Raw genomic sequence first — 17,727 nt, forward strand, 5'->3', positions numbered from 1 at the left:
TACATCAATACACTTGATGTTTGTCAAGCCTTTCCTGTCTGCCGTGCCACCCAGGGGCTCAATGGTTCAGGGAATTTGGCGGGGAAACTTCAGCTCGCCGCGCGCGCTGCCCATGCGGAACGGGATAGAGCGCAATGCCAGCCCGGTATTGGCCTGAATGACGAAATGCAGGTGCGGGCCGCTGCTGTGGCCGGTGTTGCCGGACAGGGCGATGGCTTGCCCGACAGCCACGCTCTGCCCGAGGCGGACCTTGGCGCTGCCAGCCTGCAGATGGGCGTACAGGGCCATGCTGCCGTCGCTGTGCAGGATGCGCAGCAGGCTGCCTTGCTCCTGGCTGTCCACTACCTGCATCACCCGGCCGGCACGTGCGGCCAGCACTGGCGTGCTTTCGGGTACAGGGAAATCCACCGCGTACAGGTTCTGTGGGTCGGTGTGGCTGTAATGCCCGGCGAAGGCCTGGCTGACCCGGATGCTGGCGCTCTGCAGTGGCAATAGATAGAGATGATCCTGCGGTTGCGCTGCCGGGTCGCCAGGAAACGCATCCAGGGCCAGGCGCAGTGGATTGCCATCATCTTCCAGCCATAACAGGCTGCGCTTCTCACCCGCGGCCAATAGGGTGGCGGCAGGTGCCCGGCTATCGCTGCGCAGGCGGACCTGTACCGGACCAGCGGTCAGATTGCTGACCACGGCGCTGCGTCCGCCTGCACGTGCCTGCAGCTGCAGGCTGGCGAAGGCGTCCGAGCTGGACGCCGCCACGGCAGGCGTCGGTGCCGCAGGCAGCCTCCAGGCCTCACGCCAGCGGCTGCTTGGGCTGGCTTCGGCGTCGCTGGCACATAGCAGTGCCAACGACAGCAGTACAGGAATGGTTCGGGGCACAGTCAGGGTCCTTGGTGCAGCGCCTGATTGTGCCTGTTTGGTTGCCCTGGAAACTTATTCATCTCTTTATGCGAATAAAGCGATTGACAGGCGGAAAGGGGGCTGGCAATGTAGCGTCACCATCGAGACCGGCAGAGGGACAGGCCCTTTGAAGCCGGGGCAACCAGCGGACGCGCAAGCGGCTGCGTTTGGTGCCAAATCCTGCGGTGACCTCCGTGTCCGCCGAAAGATGGTTCGTTCCGTACCGTGTGTACGGCGAACACGAGCTCCGCGAAAGCTCGATGGCCGCTCCTTATCGGATACCGCCATGAGTTTCGCCACCGCTACCGCAGTCCAGCTTGCCCCCATCGCTCTCATCGACCGTGCCGACAGCGGCGTTACCGCTGTGCGTGGCGAGATCGAGGTGCAGCTGCGCATGCGCCACGCAGGTCAGCGTGCGCTGCGCCTGCGCTACGAGCTGGTGGGCGCTGCCAACGCACCGGTGGTACTGGTCGCCGGTGGTATTTCCGCACACCGTCATCTCGCTGCGAATGCGGGCTATGCCGAAAAAGGCTGGGCCGAAGGTCTGGTCGGCGCTGGCCGCGCATTGGATCCGGCGTGTCGTCGCTTGCTTGGTTTTGACTTCATCGGCGCCGATGGCGAGTTGGATGCACCCATCGATACCGCCGATCAGGCCGATGCCATCGCGGTCCTGCTCGACGCACTGCGCATCGAACAGCTGCACGGCTTCGTCGGCTACTCCTATGGCGCCCTGGTTGGCCTGCAGCTGGCGATCCGCCATCCGCGCCGCCTGCACAAGCTGATCGCGGTCAGCGGTGCGCATCGCCCGCATCCGTATGCCTCGGCCTGGCGCGCGCTGCAACGCCGCGCGGTCGCGCTGGGGCAGCTGCAGTGCGCGGAGAGCCACGGTCTGGCATTGGCGCGTCAGTTCGCCATGCTCAGCTACCGCACCCCGGAAGAATTTGGTGAGCGCTTCGATGCGCCACCGGAAGTGGTCAATGGCCGTGTGCGTGTCGCCGCCGAGGATTACCTCGACGCAGCCGGCGCGCAGTACGTCGCCCGCACCCGCGTCAACGCCTACCTGCGTCTGTCCGAATCCATCGATCTGCACCGGGTTGATCCGGCTGCGGTCAGCGTGCCGACCCTGGTGGTCGCGGTTGAAGGTGACCGGCTGGTGCCGCTGTCGGACCTGGTTGCGCTGGTCGAAGGCCTGGGCCAGCGCGGCAGCCTGCGTGTGCTGCGCTCGCCTTACGGCCACGACGCCTTCCTCAAAGAAACCGATCGCATCGACGCGATCCTCGCCACTGCCCTACGCCTGCCCGGAGAAACCGCATGAGCCTGTCCCACACTTCCGATATCTCCTGTAGCCGGGCCACTGCCGCTGTGCGTGCGGGCATCGACCGCGATACCGCCTACGGTGCGGTGACACCGCCGATCGTGCTGTCGTCCAACTTCAGCTTCGATGGCTTCGGCAACAAGCGCCAGTACGACTACACCCGCAGTGGCAACCCGACCCGCGACCTGCTGGGCGAAGCACTGGCCGAGCTGGAGGGGGGCGCCGGCGGGGTGATCACCGCCACCGGCATGGGCGCGATCAACCTGGTGTTGAACGCCCTGCTGGAGCCGGGCGAGCGCCTGGTGGTGCCGCACGATGCCTACGGCGGCAGCTGGCGCCTGTTCAATGCGCTGGCCAAGAAGGGTCACTTCGAGCTGATCACCGCCGACCTGACCGATCCGCGCTCGCTGGCCGATGCGCTGGCGCAGTCGCCGAAGCTGGTGCTTATCGAAACCCCGTCCAATCCATTGCTGCGCATCACTGATCTGCGCTTCGTCATCGAGGCTGCGCACAAGGCCGGTGCCAAGGTGGTGGTGGACAACACCTTCCTGTCGCCAGCGCTGCAGACGCCGATCGCCTTCGGTGCCGACGTGGTGCTGCATTCGACCACCAAGTACGTCAACGGCCACAGCGACGTGGTCGGCGGAGCGGTGATCGCACGCGATGCCGAGGTGCACCAGCAGCTGGTGTGGTGGGCCAATGCGTTGGGCCTGACCGGTTCGCCGTTCGATGCCTTCCTGACGTTGCGCGGCCTGCGTACCCTCGATGCGCGCCTGCGCGTGCACCAGGAAAACACCCGTGCCGTGGTTGAGCTGCTGGCAGCCAGCGATGCAGTTTCCAATGTGTACTACCCGGGCCTTGAGTCGCATCCGGGCCATGCGGTGGCGGCGCGCCAGCAGAAGGGTTTCGGCGCGATGCTCTCGTTCGAGCTGGCCGCCTGCCAGGGCGACGATCCGTATGCAGCGGTGCGCGCCTTCCTGGATGGCCTGCATTACTTCACCCTGGCCGAATCGCTGGGTGGCGTGGAAAGCCTGGTCGCGCATCCGGCGACCATGACCCATGCCGCGATGAGCGCCGATGCGCGTGCTGCGGCTGGCATCAGTGAGTGCCTGCTGCGCCTGTCGGTGGGCATCGAATCCAGCGAGGACCTGGTCGCCGACCTGCACGCAGGTCTTGAGCGCGCTGCCAAGGTGATTGCCGAGGCGCAGCTGTCCGCTGGCACCTGTAAAAAAACGGTGGATGCATGAGCGCGGTCCTGCGTCCGCTGGAACAGCCGCAGGCGCGGCTGGTGTTGTTGGGAACCGGTACGGTCGGCTCGGCGTTTGTTGCACGCTACCAGGCATTGCAACAGCGACAGTTGAGCCTGCCTTCATTGCATGTGGTGGCCAATTCGCGCATCGCGCTCGCCTGTGAAGATGCGCCGCATGCGGCGCTGTCGCGTGCGCGTGACGCGCAGCGGCAGGGCGATGAGCCGGTGCATCGCGAGGAAGTAGGGCGCCTGCGTGTTGGCGACATCGTGGTGGATGCCACCGCCAGCGAATCCGTCGCTGCCGACCATGCGCTGTGGTTGGCACAGGGCATTCATGTGGTGACGGCCAACAAGCTGGGTAATGGCACGGCCTTGGCGCGCGCGCAGCAGATTGGCGCCTTGGTTGCGACCGGGAATTCCCGCTACGGCGACGCGGCAACGGTCGGTGCGGGCCTGCCCCTGTTGCGCAGCATTCGCGCTCTGGTTGCCGGTGGTGACCACGTGCATGCCATCGAAGGCGTGCTGTCTGGCTCGCTGGCCTGGTTGTTCGACCGTTATGACGGCAGCCAGCCGTTCTCGACCTGCGTGCGCGAAGCCGCCGCTGCCGGTTACACGGAGCCGGACCCGCGCATCGATCTGTCCGGCGAAGATGTACGCCGCAAGCTGCTGATCCTTGCACGTGCAGCGGGCGTGCCGCTGGAGGCCGATCAGATCAAGGTCGACTCGCTGGTGCCGGCGGCATTGGCGGTGCTGTCCGCTGAAGAGGTGGATGGCGCGTTGTCGCTGCTGGACGCACCCTTGGCCGAACGCCTGCAGCAAGCACGCGCGCAGGGTCTGAAGCTGTGCTTCGTGGGCCGCCTGGATGCGCAGGGGGCAAGCGTCGGTCTGCGTGCACTGCCGCAATCCCATGCACTGGCTGGCGGCAGCGGCACTGACAATCGTGTGGCGATCCATAGTGACCGATACAACGCCCAGCCGCTGCTGATCCAGGGGCCGGGCGCAGGTGCCGAAGTGACAGCTGCAGCCTTGCTGGACGATGTACTGGGCATCGTCAATCGCTGAGTGTTGCTGCAGCACCCTTTGCGTGCTGCAACGCCGATTCGTTGCCGATCCAGCCCGGCTGCTGCGGAGTGGGGGGACTGGTATCGGCTCGCACTCGCGCAGACTCCGGATCGGCGGCAAGCATGCCCTTCGAAACTGGCGCTGCAACGTTCTGGCTTTATGATGCCGGGGTATTGGCGTCATGGCGCCAACGTTGCCATTCCGTGCAGCCCGCAGGCTGCCGGTTTCTTGCTCTGACAGGTGTGCTGTGTCCAAAGGTGTTCTGGTTTCGCTGGCAGCGTCCCTGCTGTTCGGTCTGATGTACTACGCCAGCCCGCAGCTGGCACCGCTGCAGGGTGGCGACATCTTTGGCTGGCGCGTGTTGTTCGCGGTGCCGTTGGTGGCATTGATGCTGCATGTGAGCGGCGAGAAGACACTGATTGTCGATACCCTGCGACGCCTGCGGGTTGAGCGTCGGCTGTGGTGGGCGTTGCCGCTGTGCGCAGGCATGGTTGGGGTGCAGCTGTGGTTGTTCCTGTGGGCGCCGTTGCACGGCCGCGCGCTGCAGGTATCGATGGGTTACTTCCTGCTGCCCCTGGTGATGGTGCTGCTCGGGCGCGTGGTCTATGGCGAGCGTCTGTCCGTCCTGCAGAAACTGGCGGTGGCCAGTGCCGCGCTGGGCGTGGGCTGGGCCTTGCTGCGCAACCACGGCCTGTCCTGGGAAATGCTGCTGGTGGCGCTGGGTTATCCGGCTTATTTCCTGCTGCGCCGGCATCTGCGCATTGGCCATCTGGGTGGTTTCTGGGTGGAGCTGGTGCTGTTGCTGCCGGTAGCCTTCTGGGCGGCGATTGGTGACGGCCAGCAACTGCTGGCAGCGTTGGCGCAGAAGCCCGCCCTGTACGCCTTGATCCCGCTGCTCGGGGCGATCAGCGCGGTGGCGTTGATGTGCTACATGCTGGCCTCGAAGATGCTGTCGTTCAGCCTGTTTGGTCTGCTTACCTATGTGGAGCCGGTGCTGCTGATGCTGGCGGCCTTGCTGCTCGGCGAGAGCGTAGGCCACGGGCAGTGGCCGACCTATGTGGCGATCTGGCTGGCGGTGGCGCTGTTGGCCCTGGAGGGCGTGCTGAAGCTGGGCAGGCGCGGCGCCTGAGTGCTCAGCCGCGCTTGGCCCTGGCGGCAAGGTGCTTCATGACTGCCTCACGGCTCATGCGCGTGCCGTTGCTGTCGACGGTGGTGAAATCGACACCGTTTTCCCAAAGCTGCGGGGCGAACAGCACCGCGATGTCTTCGGAGGCGGTCTGCGTCTGCAGGTTCAACAGGCGCTGGTTGAAGCCGGCAGCGCGCAGCCACGCGTTGTAGCTGGAGTTGTGCTCGGTAGCGAACTGGACCTGGTAGTGGCACTCCTTGCGCTCCGCCTCCTCGGGACGTGCATCACACTGCGGATTCCATTGGTGCAGGCCGATCACCGCATCGGCCTCCAGCTGCCGTTGGTTGGCGGCGGCCCAAAGCGCCACGCACATGCTGGCGCAGTGCGAGCGGACCCGCACCGTAAGGTTGTTGCGGTTGATCAGGCGTGCTGCTTCCAGGCCCGGGTTGGCATAGCCGCCACCGCTGGTGATATCGATGCGACGCACGCTGGGGTTGGCATCCAGCATTGCCTTCATCTCGTTGGCGAAGTTCCGGCCTACGCTGCCTTCGATGCGCAGCACGTTGCCGCCTTCCTGTACCGACATCCGCGCCTCGTCGATGTTGGCCATCGTCGTGGACTTCTCGCCCTGGATCACCAGCGCTGCGGGGCCTGCGTGCGGCGAAGCGGTGGCAGTTGCAGCGACATCAGGTGCTGCTGCGGCTGTGTCCGTTGCTGGAGGAGCCGGCTTGCGATTGCCAAAGTAGTACGCCAGCAACAGCAGGACTACCGCAGCAAGCACGAGCTTGATCAGGGTTGCCCTGCCATTGCCGGGCGCTGCGGTACGTGCTGCCGTACGTGGGCGTCGTAGCGGTGCCTGCTCGCCAGATTCCTTTCCGCCGTGCATCTGCTTCCCCTGAAGCTGCATTGTGATGGGCGATTCTGGTGTACCCGCGCGCGCCATTGCAAGATGCCGCAGGCAATGGCGGAGCCGCTCACGACGTGGCGGTTGCTTCTACCGTGGCAGAAGCATCAGCAGGTACCAGCGCCGGATGGGCTGGCACCTGCGTTGGCGTGGATCAGCACTCGATGACGTTGACGGCAAGGCCGCCACGGCTGGTTTCCTTGTACTTGTCCTGCATGTCGCGGCCGGTGTCGCGCATGGTCTTGATCACCTTGTCCAGCGAGACCTTGTGCTTGCCGTCGCCGCGCATGGCCATGCGGCTGGCATTGATCGCCTTCACCGAGCCCATCGCGTTGCGCTCGATGCAGGGGATCTGCACCAGCCCGCCGATCGGGTCGCAGGTCAGGCCGAGGTTGTGCTCCATGCCGATTTCGGCGGCGTTCTCGATCTGGCCGGGGTTGCCGCCCAGTGCCGCCATCAGGCCACCGGCTGCCATCGAGCAGGCCACGCCGACTTCGCCCTGGCAACCGACTTCAGCGCCGCTGATCGAGGCGTTTTCCTTGTACAGGATGCCAATGGCGGCAGCGGTCAACAGGAAGTTGAACACGCCCTGCTCGTTGCTGCCCGGGCAGAAGCGGTCGTAGTAATGCAGTACCGACGGAATGATGCCGGCTGCGCCGTTGGTGGGCGCGGTGACCACACGGCCACCGGCGGCGTTTTCCTCGTTGACCGCCAATGCGTACAGATTGACCCAGTCCAGCGTGGTCAGCGGGTCGCGCATGGCGGCCTCGGGACGCGAGGACAGTTCGCGGTACAGCGTGGGTGCACGGCGGCTGACATGCAGGCCACCAGGCAAGGTGCCTTCGGAACGGATGCCGCGGGTCACGCAGGACTGCATCGCGTCCCAGATCTCGCGCAGGCCGGCGCGGATCTCTTCCTCGCTGCGCCAGCACTTCTCGTTCTCGTACATCATCTGGGCGATGCTCAGGCCGCTGCGCGCGGCCTGCGCCAGCAGCTCGTCGCCGCTCTTGAACGGGTAGGGGATCGGCGTCTGGTCCGGCACGATGCGGTCATCGGCGGCATCATCCTCATTCACCACGAAGCCGCCACCGACCGAGTAGTAATCACGGGTGGCGATGATCTGGTCGTCGGCATCGTAGGCGGTGAAACGCATGCCGTTGGTGTGGTACGGCAGCTTCTGGCGTTTGTTCAGGGCCAGGTCGCGCTTCTCGTCGAAGGCGATCTCGCGCTGGCCCATCAACTTGATGCGCTTGCTGCTGCGGATGCGTTCCAGCGTGGCCGGGATGATGTCCGGGTCGATCTCGTTGGGGCGATTGCCTTCCAGGCCCAGCAGTACGGCCTTGTCGGTGCCATGGCCGCGGCCGGTCAGGGCCAGCGAACCGAACACCTCGGCGCGGATGCGCACGGTGTTGTCCAACTGGCCCGGATCCAGCAGCCAGCGGTGGACGAAGCGCTCGGCCGCGCGCATCGGACCAACGGTGTGTGACGAACTCGGGCCGATGCCGATCTTGAACAGGTCGAACGTACTGACGGACATGCTGATTCTGCGTACTGCGTTGAGATGGCCGCTATTCTACGGGTTCATTGCTGCAGGCCATGTCTGCAGCGCAGCATTCCTTGCGCAGGTGCCGAAGTGGGATTGATCCTTTACCAACGTGATGATTGCCATCTATGTGACCTGGCACTGGCGGTGCTGGCACAGGTGCGGGCGCCGGAGTTCGACAGTGTGTTCATCGATGACGATGCGGCGCTGGAGGCGGCGTACGGCGCGCGCGTGCCGGTATTGCGGGATGCGGGCGGCAGGGAGCTGGAGTGGCCGTTTGATGCGGCCGTGTTGGTCGCGTGGTTGCCGCCACACCTGTAGTGCCGAGCCATGCTCGGCTGGGGCGTTGCCGGGAAGGCCTCTGCCGAACATGGCTCGGCATTACATGCTTGGGGTTTACCGGGAAAGCCCTTGCCGAGCATGGCTAGGCACTACATTCCCCTCTCCCGCGTGCGGTAGAGGGGTTGGGGCGAGGGCAACGTCTTACTTGGCGTTCAGCTTGACGATGGTGCTGATCGCGGTTTCGTTGGGGATGGTCTTGGTGTCGGCCCAGTCGCCACCACCCACGCCGAAGTCCAGTCGCTTGACCGTGGCCTTGCCGGTCAGCACGGGCTGCGCGCCCGCTGCCCAGGTGAAGGTCAGCGTCACCGGCTTGCTGACGCCGCGCAGCTCCAGCGTGCCGTCGGCGGCGTACTGGTTGTTGCCCAGCGCGCGGAAGCCGTTGGCGGTGTAACGGGCCTGGGCGAACTGTGCGACGTTGAAGAAATCCGCGCCCTGCAGGGTGGAGTCGCGATCGGTATTGCCGCTCTTGGCACCAACCAGCGGGATGGTCACGTCCAGTTTGCCGGCAGCCGGATTGGCCGGGTCAAAGCTGACCTGGGTCTGGAAGCCGGGGAAGCTGCCGGTGAACACTTCGCCGTCATATTTGGTCGCAAACACGAGGATGGAGCCGGCGCCCGGGGCCTGCTGGTAGTCGGCGGCCATGGCCGGGGCGACGGCGAGCATGCCGGCAAGGGCGGCGGCAACAGCGGCGGGGGAGGTGAGCTTGATGTTCATGCGGAATCCTTTTGCGGAAGGTTGAGCCAGCCTTGCGGCAGCATGCGTGCCAGCGTGGCATCGCGTAGATGAATGTGGTGATAGAACGCGGCACCGGCATGTGCCAGCACCAGCAGGATCAGCGCCCAGAAGCCCCATTCGTGGATGGCATGGGAGAACTGGCTGGCCTGCTCGCTGGGGGCAACCAGCTTGGGCATTTCGACCAGCCCGAACAGCTTGAACGGACGCAGGCCACTGGCCGAGTCGTACAACCAACCCGACAACGGGATGGCGAACATCAGCACGTACAGCAGCCAATGCGTGGCCGAGGCAATGCGCTCCTGCCAGCTCGGGGTGCCAGGCACCGGTTCCGGCGCGCCGGCATACAGGCGCCACCCCAGGCGAACCACCACCAGCACCAGTACGGTGATGCCGATGGATTTGTGCATGGTGTAGATCCAGAAGTACTTCGGCGTCTTCGGGAACTCGCCCATGGTCAGGCCGACGATGCCGAGGGCCAGGATCAGCACGGCGATCAGCCAGTGCAGGCTTTTGCTGAGGCTGCCCCAGCGTTGCGCGGTGTTTTCAAGGCTCATGGGTGTTTTTCCGTTTCTGTTGCAGATTTCAGGGCTGCGTCGGCGGCGTCTTCGAGGCTGCTGTCCGGCGCGGGTATCGGTTCGGTGGTGGCGGGCGGTGCTTCGGCTCCGGCATCGCGTACGGCTTCGGCCTCGATGCGCAGTTCGACCTTGTCGCCGATCACCGAAGGCCAGGCGCTGATGCCAAAGTCGGCGCGACTGAGCGTGGTGGTCGCCGAGAACCCGGCGGTGCGCCGGAACGGTGGCAACGGATGGCGCTTGAGCGCATTGAGGGTGACCTCCAGCGCGACTTCACGGCTGACCCCGCGCAGTGTCAATTGACCGAACACCCGGGCGTGGTTGGCATCAATCGGCTCGACCCGGCTGGAAACAAAGCGTGCCTGCGGGAAGCGCTCGCCATCGAGCAGGTTGCGCGCCAGCGTGGCCTGGTTCCATTTGTCATCGCCCAGGTCCAGCCGGGTGATCGGCACGGCGACGTCGAGCCTGGCATTGGCCCAGTCCTGCGGGTCGAAGTCGAGTACGCCCTCGCTGCCGGAGACCGTGCCCAGCGCATGCGAGAAGCCGGCATGCTCGATGGAGAACAGTACCCGGGTATGCACGGGATCAAGCCGGTAGCGCTCATTGGCAGCAGTGGCGGCAAAGGAGAGCAGGCCGCAGGTCAGCAGTAGCAGGCGTGGCAGCAAGGTCCGGCTCCGGGTCGGGATAGGGGATTCTAGGCGGATGCAGGTGATGGTTTGTGCGCATATTGCGCAACGGTTTGTTACGCAGTCGGTTCAGGTGACTTTGCCCGGGGCCGGGGCCGGCGCTAAAGTCGCACCGATTGGGGTGAGGCATGTGGGGCCGCGATGGGGAGTGTCGGGCGTTGATGAAAAGGATTTTTCGGGGTGCACGGCTGACGGTGCTGGCGTTGCTGCTGTTGTGGCCGTGCTGGGCGGTGGCGCTGGATCTGGCTGAAACGCCGCGCATGCGGCGCCTGGGTGTGGCGGAAGGCCTGCCGTCGCGGACCGTGCTTGCGTTGGGCCAGGATCGTCACGGCTACGTCTGGGCGGCTACCGATGACGGCCTTGCACGCTACGACGGTACCCAGTTGCGGGTATGGAGGCACGACCCGCAGGTGTCGGGCTCGCTGCCGGGCAACACCCTGGAAACCCTGCTGATCGATGCACAGGACCGGGTCTGGGTCGGTGCCAACGGTGCCGGCCTGGCGATGCTGGATGCCAACCGTCAGCGCTTCACCCGCTTCGCCGAGCTGGAGGCCATCTGCAAACAGCAGGTCTGGGCGTTGGCCATGCAGGGCAGCGACCTGTGGGTGGGTACCAGCGGCAGCGGTATCTGTCTGCGGCATGCCGATGGCCGGATCAGCCGCTACCAGCACCAGCCGGATGATCCGCGCAGCCTGACGGACGACACCATCTACGCCTTGCTGCCCGGCAAGGACAACAGCATGTGGATCGGTACCACCAGTGGCCTGGTGCGCTGGCGGCGGGGGGACGGCTTTGCGGCTGTGCGTTCGCCACTGCTCGAAGGCAAGGATGTGATCCGCCTGAGCGGCGACCGCGATGGCGGCATCTGGGTAGGCACCGATGCCGGCCTGTACCGGGTACTCGACGACGGTACGGTGTCGGCTGCGCCATGGCCGCAGGCGGCGCAGGCGCGTGCGGCCATGGTCCTGCATGATCGCGATGGGCGCTACTGGATGGGCAGCTCCTCCGGCCTGTATCGCGGCGATGCGCATAACCTGCAGTTGCTGGACGGCGATGGCGGCAGCGGCTTCCTGACTGCCAACAGTGGTGTGCTGGACCTGTTGCAGGATCACGAAGGCGGCATCTGGACCGCCATGTTGACCCAGGGCATGGCCTATCTGCGCCCGGACTGGTCCAGGTTTTCCAGCCACTACCAGCTCGACGGCAAGTCGCTGGAGAGCCTGTACCTGATCAATTCGGCCGCCGATGGCAAGGGCTTCCTGGTGGTCGGCGGCCATGGCCTGTACCAGTTGGATGCAGCCGGCAAGCTGTCCCAGCTGGCCGGTGAAGCGCAACTCGGCCCTGGCAGTATCTGGTCGGTGCAGCGCGGCAGTGATGGGGTGATCTGGCTGGGCCGCGCCGGCGGGATCACCCTGTACCGGCCTTCGGATGGACAGGTGCGGCGGATCGATCTGGGCGTGGGCGATGATCCGACGCAACGCGCGGATCTGATGCGGCTGGCGGCTGACGGCAGCATGTGGCTGTCCATCATCAATCACGGCCTGCAGCACCGAGCGGCCGATGGCCGCTTGTTGGCGGACTATCCGCAGGGAACGGCCTCTGGCCTGCCGGAAAAGCTGGTTGAGCAGCTGCGACAGGGCGCCGATGGCAGTCTGTGGCTGGTTGGCGGCGGCGGCGTGCAGCGCTTTGATGGCAAGCGTTTTGTCGTCGTGCCAGGCGTTTCGGAAGGAATGGTCTATGACCTGGTGTTCCTCGCCGATGGCAGCGCCTGGTTGGCGCGTGATGGCGCGTTGGAACATTACGCTCATGACGCGAAGGGGTTCTCCCTGCTGCAGCGGCTGGGTGCCGATGAAGGGGTGCCGGCCGTAGCGATGGGGGGGCTGGTGGTGGGCTGCAGTGGCCAGTTGTGGTCGACAACGACGCGCGGACTACTGTGGTGGCAGCCGGGCGCGGCGCGGGTGCGGGTGCTGGAAGAAGGCGATGGCCTGACCGATACCGAGTTCACCGCGCGGCCACCGGCGCATGCAGGTTGCGGACGGGCATTGGCGGTGTCTGCGACAGGCCTGCTCAGCTTCAATCCCGATGCCAAGGTCACCGCGCCAGTGGGCTCGCAGCTGGTGATCGAGTCGATCGGCGTGCGTCGCGATGATGCTGCACGCGAGCAGCGGCTCAAGGGGACGTCGATTCACCTTGGGCCAGAGGATCGCGATCTGCGGGTGACCGGGCGACTGCTGTCCTATGTCGATCCGGCGCGGCATCGTTTCCGCGTCCAGATCGAAGGCTACGACCAGAACTGGGTGGATCTGGGCAGTGATGGTGAACGCCTGGTATCGCGCCTGCCTGCCGGCAGCTACCGGATGCAGGTGCAGGGTGCAGCCGCCGATGGTCCGTGGACGCTACCGCAGACATTGCAGATCGAGGTCGCACCACCGTGGTGGCGCAGCAACTGGGCGCTGGCGGCCTGGGCGCTGCTGCTCGGAGTGTTGGCGGTGGCAGCGGTGCTCGGGTACCGGCGGCGTGAGCGTCGGCGCAACGAATGGCAGCTGGCGCTGCACAAGCAGGAATTGGCCGAACAGGCCTCGCAGGCGAAAACCCGCTTCCTGGCAACCTTGGGCCATGAGGTGCGCACGCCGTTGACCGGTGTCCTGGGCATGAGTGAGTTGTTGCTGAGCACCGACCTGGACGAACGCCAGCAGCGCTTTGCCGGTGCGATCCAGCAGGCCGGCACGCACCTGCTGGCGTTGGTCAATGACGCGCTGGACCTGGCGCGCATCGAAGCCGGCAAGCTGGAGCTCGACAATCGTCCCTTCGACCTCGGCCGCCTGCTGCAGGAAGTGAGCGCTCTGATGGCACCGATGGCGGAGCGTCGCGGGCTGGTGTTCGAGGCTGCTGCGCCATTTGCAAACCCGGTGATGGTGGTGGGGGATGCCATGCGCCTGCGGCAGATCCTGATGAACCTGTTGGGCAATGCAATCAAGTTCACCGAGCGTGGCAAGGTCGCGGTTGGCGCGCAGCTGTTGCCAGGGCATGGCGGCATCTGCCTGAGCGTCAGCGACACCGGGCCGGGCATCAGTGCCGAGCAGCAGAGTCGTCTGTTCCAACGTTTTGAGCAGGCTGACGGCAACCGTACCGCATCGCGCTACGGTGGCAGTGGTCTGGGCCTGGCGATATGCCAGGAGCTTGCAATAGCAATGGGCGGCAACATCCGCGTCGAGAGCCGTCTGGGTGAAGGCGCGTGCTTCGTGCTTGAAGTGCCGCTGCCATGGCAGCACTCGAGCAGCGCCGGGGCGGCTGCTGCCGAGCCTGCGGTCGCGCTGCGGCCACTGACCATACTGCTGGTGGAGGACGATCCGACCGTGGCCCAGGTGATTACCGGTCTACTGACCGCGCGCGGCCATCAGGTGATACATGCCGCACACGGCTTGGCTGCGTTGGCGGAGGTTGGCGAGCGGGTATTCGATGTGGGTCTGCTGGACCTGGATCTGCCGGCGTTGGATGGCATTGCGCTGGCCGACCAGCTGCGTGGGTCCGGCCACCGCTTCCCGTTGATCGCGGTCACCGCGCGCGCCGACGCACAGGCCGAACAGCTGGCGCGCGCTGCAGGTATGAAGGGTTTCCTGCGCAAGCCGGTGACCGGGCAGATGCTGGTCGATGCGATCGCTGATGCGTTGGCGCCGGGACAGGCACAATAGTCGCCATCACAGGCGCGCCGTGCGGCGTGGCAGGAGGTTGGGTTTGATGAAATGGCTCGCAGGGTTGTTGCTGGGCGGACTGTTGCTGGTGCCATCTGTGGCACTGGCCGAAGTGCCTGCAACACCGCAGCCACGGCAGTTGACCGTGGCCGATGGCCTGCCTTCCAGCAACATCAATGCCTTTGCCGAAGACCTCACCGGTTACCTGTGGCTGGCCAGCCGTGACGGGCTTGCCCGCTACGACGGCCGCAATTACCGCATCTGGCGCGCGGAGAACGGGCTGCGCGACAACGTGGTGTGGAGTTTGCACGCGGATAAAAGCAACCGGCTGTGGATTGGCACGCAGAACGCCGGGCTGGTGATGTTGTCGCCGGACCGGCTCAAGTTCACCTTCTTCGACCAGCAGACCTATCCGCAGATAGGCAGTAATACGATCTGGGCCATCGCCTCCACGCCTGATGGCAGCGTCTGGTTCGGTACCGCTACCGGTGGTCTGCACCGGCTCGATCCGGACGGCAATATCCGTCGCTTCATGCCGATAGCCGGCGATGAGCACAGCCTGCCGGCGGCGTCGGTGACCTATATGACAGTCACCCCGGATGGCAGCCTCTGGGTTGGCACCAAGGGCGGCTTGGCGCGTTGGAATGGTGCAGGCTTCGACCGGGTCAGCAATGCACTGCTGCCTTCGCCGCGTATCAATGGCTTGAAGGTGGATAAGCAAGGGCGGCTGTGGGTGGCCACCAACGAAGGTGTGGTCCAGCGCCATGCCGACGGCCGCTTCGAGGCGGCAACCTGGGCAGGTGCCGCGCCCGGCGATGTGTTCAACATGCTGCAGTATTCAGCCGATGGCAGTTACTGGCTGGATACCCGTTCCGGGCTGGGCCGGATCCGCGGCAACGTGGTGCGCAACGTGCCCTTGTACAGCGCGCAGGAGCGCGGGATCGTCAAGCCCAACTGGTCCAGCGCCTACGAGGACCGCGAAGGCGGGCTGTGGTTCGCCAGCACCAATGCCGGGTTATGGCATCTGCCACCGAGCTGGCGGCAGTTCTCGGTGTTGTCGCGGCATCTGGACGATCCATCCTCGTTGCGCAATCCCTATGCACTGGCCTTGGCGCCATCGGCCTCTGGTGGTATCTGGGTGGTGGGTACGCGCGGCGCCCTGGATCGGCTCGACCCCGGTACCGGTGAAGTGCAACACCACCTGCAGGCGATTGATGGCAAGAACTGGCCGCAGTCGTTGGTTGAGGATGCACACGGCAAGGTCTGGATAGGCAGTCTGGATGCGCTGGTGCGCTACGACCCGGGTGACGGCAGCGTACAGCGCTGGCATGGCAATGACGGCAAGGACGCGGCGATGATTGGTGATGCCGACATCGTGCGCAGCTGCAACGGGGGCCGGATCTGGATCTATTCCGAAGACGGCGGCATGCAGCAACGCGATGCCGATGGCCACGTGCTGCTGCAGCTGAAACCGGGCCAGGCCGGGGTGCCGGAAGCACTGATCGAGGACATGCAGTGCGGCCCCGCTGATCAGCTGTGGTTGGCGACAGGCACCGGCCTGCATGCCTGGCAGTCGCAGCAGGGGCGCTTCGCGCCGGTGCCGGGCGGGCCGACAGGGCGCGTCTCCACCTTCCACGTCACCGATACCGGTGTGGTCTGGATCGCCGGCCTTGGGCGCATGGATCGCTATCTGTGGGATGGGCAGCGCATGACCTTGCTTGATCGCGTCGGCGTCGAGCAGGGTTTTCCGATGCTGGCTGCCACCGGCCTGCTGGTGGACGCCGAAGGCGTGGCGTGGGCGATCAGTGCGCGTGGCCTGATCCGCATTGACCCGGCCAATCGCTCGGTGCGCATGTATGGCGTGCACGATGGCCTGCCTGGGCAGGAGTTCCGCCGTCGCTCGCTGGTGCAGGCGCGTACCGGCCAGCTGGCCGGTGGCACGCCCGATGGTGTGGTGTTGTTCGATCCCAGCCAGGTGAAGCCTTCAACCCGCCGACCGCCGCTGATCATCGAGCGGGTCAGCGTGCGTCGTGGCGACAAGGAACGCGACATCACCCTGGAATCGCCCTTGCAGATCCTCGATGGCGACCGCGACCTGCGCATTGCCGCGCGCCTGCTGTCCTTCGCTGACTCGGCGACCAATACCTACCGCTTCCGCCTGGCCGGCTATGACCCGGACTGGGTGGACGTGGGCGCGTCCGGCGATCGCGTGTTCTCGCGGCTGCCGCCGGGGCGCTATCAGCTGGAGATACAGGCCGCCACTTCGGACAATGTGTGGTCGCCGGTGCAGACCCTGGCCTTCCGCGTGCAGCCGCCATGGGCGCGCAGCCCGGCCGGGGTGATGACTTTCCTCGTGATTGCTGTTGCGCTGATATTGAGTGGTGCCTGGCTGTACCAGCGGCGTCTGCGCCGCCGCAATGAATGGCAGCTGGCGCGACACAAGCAGGAGCTGGCCGAGCAGGCGTCCCTGGCCAAGACCCGCTTCCTTGCCACGCTTGGCCATGAGGTGCGCACGCCGATGACCGGGGTGCTGGGCATGAGCGAGCTGTTGCTGGCGACACCGCTGGACGAGCGCCAGCGAGGCTACACGCAGTCGATTCGCCGGGCGGGTGAACACCTGCTGCGGCTGGTCAATGATGCGCTGGATCTTGCCCGTATCGAAGCCGGGCGACTGGAGCTGCAGAATCAGCCCCTGGAGCTGCGGCAGCTGCTGGAAGACGTGCGCGGCCTGATGGAACCGCTGGCGCAGCGGCGCGGGCTGGCATTCGAGTTCGACAGCGGCGCAGCGCCACGCACGCGCCTGATCGGCGATGTGATGCGTTTGCGGCAGATACTGCTCAACCTGCTTGGTAATGCGATCAAGTTCACCAGCCATGGTTCGGTGAGCCTGCGCGTGCGCCTGCAGGACGGTGGCAAGGGTGTCCGTTTCGAGGTCAGTGACACCGGTCCGGGTATCAGTGCCGAGCAGCAGCAGCGCCTGTTCCGTCGCTTTGAACAGGCCGATGGCGCGCGCACTGCCGCGCGCTATGGTGGCAGCGGTCTGGGCTTGGCCATCTGCAACGAGTTGAGCGTGGCGATGGGCGGCAGCATCGATGTGGAGAGCAGTCTGGGTGAGGGCACCTGCTTCATCGTCGACCTGCCGCTGGCCTGGGAAGTGCCGCCGACCTCGATGGACGATGATGTCACCAGCGGCGCGTGGATGAACCTGCCGGCGCAGCGGGTGCTGCTGGTGGAGGACGACCCGACGATTGCTGCGGTGATCCGTGGCTTGCTCGAAGTGCACGGGCATAGCGCGGTGCATGCCGCGCATGGCCTGGCAGCATTGGCCGAACTGTCCAGCCAGGAGTTCGATGTGGCCTTGCTGGATCTGGATCTGCCCGGCATCGATGGCTTCGGGCTCGCACGGCAATTGAAGACAATGGGCTACGAAATGCCGTTGATTGCGGTAACCGCGCGCTCCGATGCCGAGGCCGAACCACTGGCGCGCGATGCCGGCTTTGCCGATTTCCTGCGCAAGCCGGTGACCGCACAGATGTTGCTGGAGGCAATCGCTGGCGTATTGGAGGCGCAGCGCCGGCAACAGGCGCAGGCCGCGCCCGACTGA

At 65.6% G+C, this 17,727-nt stretch carries 13 protein-coding genes and 1 riboswitch; of the genes, 7 read left to right on the forward strand and 6 right to left on the reverse strand.

What is annotated here, in order from left to right; genetic code table 11:
- Window positions 1-66 precede the first annotated feature (66 nt).
- Window positions 67-876, reverse strand: a complete 810-nt coding sequence (locus AC13FW_RS10065; RefSeq protein ID WP_482988958.1) for a M23 family metallopeptidase — start codon at window positions 874-876, stop codon at window positions 67-69.
- Between the two features lie 116 nt (window positions 877-992).
- Window positions 993-1,112, forward strand: a riboswitch (SAM riboswitch).
- A 71-nt stretch (window positions 1,113-1,183) separates the two neighbouring features.
- On the opposite strand from AC13FW_RS10065, the gene metX reads away from it, so the two are divergent.
- The 4 genes from metX to rarD all read left to right on the forward strand — a co-directional run bounded on the left by metX (window position 1,184) and on the right by rarD (window position 5,652).
- A complete protein-coding gene (gene metX, locus AC13FW_RS10070) occupies window positions 1,184-2,212 on the forward strand; it encodes a homoserine O-succinyltransferase MetX (RefSeq protein WP_482988959.1) in 1,029 nt (342 codons plus the stop codon).
- Window positions 2,209-3,459: an O-succinylhomoserine (thiol)-lyase gene (locus AC13FW_RS10075; RefSeq protein ID WP_482988960.1), complete on the forward strand. Its 1,251-nt coding sequence runs from the start codon at window positions 2,209-2,211 to the stop codon at window positions 3,457-3,459. Before metX ends, AC13FW_RS10075 begins: the two co-directional genes overlap by 4 nt.
- Window positions 3,456-4,523: a homoserine dehydrogenase family protein gene (locus AC13FW_RS10080; RefSeq protein WP_482987663.1), complete on the forward strand. Its 1,068-nt coding sequence runs from the start codon at window positions 3,456-3,458 to the stop codon at window positions 4,521-4,523. Before AC13FW_RS10075 ends, AC13FW_RS10080 begins: the two co-directional genes overlap by 4 nt.
- Before the next feature lie 247 nt (window positions 4,524-4,770).
- Window positions 4,771-5,652: an EamA family transporter RarD gene (gene rarD / locus AC13FW_RS10085; RefSeq protein ID WP_482987664.1), complete on the forward strand. Its 882-nt coding sequence runs from the start codon at window positions 4,771-4,773 to the stop codon at window positions 5,650-5,652.
- A 4-nt stretch (window positions 5,653-5,656) separates the two neighbouring features.
- Here the strand turns inward: rarD and AC13FW_RS10090 are convergent, their stop codons facing one another.
- Both AC13FW_RS10090 and AC13FW_RS10095 read right to left on the reverse strand, forming a co-directional pair.
- Window positions 5,657-6,535 (reverse strand): hypothetical protein, encoded by an 879-nt coding sequence (locus tag AC13FW_RS10090; RefSeq protein WP_482988961.1) that lies wholly within the window; start codon window positions 6,533-6,535, stop codon window positions 5,657-5,659.
- Between the two features lie 172 nt (window positions 6,536-6,707).
- The gene (locus AC13FW_RS10095) at window positions 6,708-8,090 is read right to left on the reverse strand and encodes an L-serine ammonia-lyase (RefSeq protein WP_296249371.1); all 1,383 of its coding nucleotides are present in this window, start codon (window positions 8,088-8,090) and stop codon (window positions 6,708-6,710) included.
- Between the two features lie 96 nt (window positions 8,091-8,186).
- Between AC13FW_RS10095 and AC13FW_RS10100 the strand changes: the two genes are divergently transcribed.
- Complete coding sequence (locus tag AC13FW_RS10100) at window positions 8,187-8,417, forward strand: glutaredoxin family protein (protein ID WP_481534277.1); 231 nt, start codon at window positions 8,187-8,189, stop codon at window positions 8,415-8,417.
- Between the two features lie 162 nt (window positions 8,418-8,579).
- Here AC13FW_RS10100 and AC13FW_RS10105 read toward each other — a convergent pair whose 3' ends face one another.
- From AC13FW_RS10105 to AC13FW_RS10115, 3 genes are read right to left on the reverse strand one after another with little or no spacing between them, the layout of a single operon-like run.
- A complete protein-coding gene (locus AC13FW_RS10105; RefSeq protein WP_296249376.1) occupies window positions 8,580-9,152 on the reverse strand; it encodes a YceI family protein in 573 nt (190 codons plus the stop codon).
- Window positions 9,149-9,727: a cytochrome b gene (locus tag AC13FW_RS10110; RefSeq protein WP_296249378.1), complete on the reverse strand. Its 579-nt coding sequence runs from the start codon at window positions 9,725-9,727 to the stop codon at window positions 9,149-9,151. The genes AC13FW_RS10105 and AC13FW_RS10110 overlap by 4 nt, the downstream gene beginning before the upstream one ends.
- Window positions 9,724-10,410: a YceI family protein gene (locus AC13FW_RS10115; protein ID WP_482988962.1), complete on the reverse strand. Its 687-nt coding sequence runs from the start codon at window positions 10,408-10,410 to the stop codon at window positions 9,724-9,726. The genes AC13FW_RS10110 and AC13FW_RS10115 overlap by 4 nt, the downstream gene beginning before the upstream one ends.
- 182 nt (window positions 10,411-10,592) lie before the next feature.
- Here AC13FW_RS10115 and AC13FW_RS10120 point away from each other — a divergent pair, with 182 nt between their 5' ends.
- Window positions 10,593-14,123, forward strand: coding sequence for a hybrid sensor histidine kinase/response regulator (locus AC13FW_RS10120; RefSeq protein ID WP_482988963.1), 3,531 nt, complete (start codon window positions 10,593-10,595; stop codon window positions 14,121-14,123).
- A gap of 46 nt (window positions 14,124-14,169) precedes the next feature.
- A complete protein-coding gene (locus AC13FW_RS10125; RefSeq protein ID WP_482988964.1) occupies window positions 14,170-17,727 on the forward strand; it encodes a hybrid sensor histidine kinase/response regulator in 3,558 nt (1,185 codons plus the stop codon).

It is taken from the genome of Stenotrophomonas sp. 21LCFQ19, assembly GCF_056861425.1.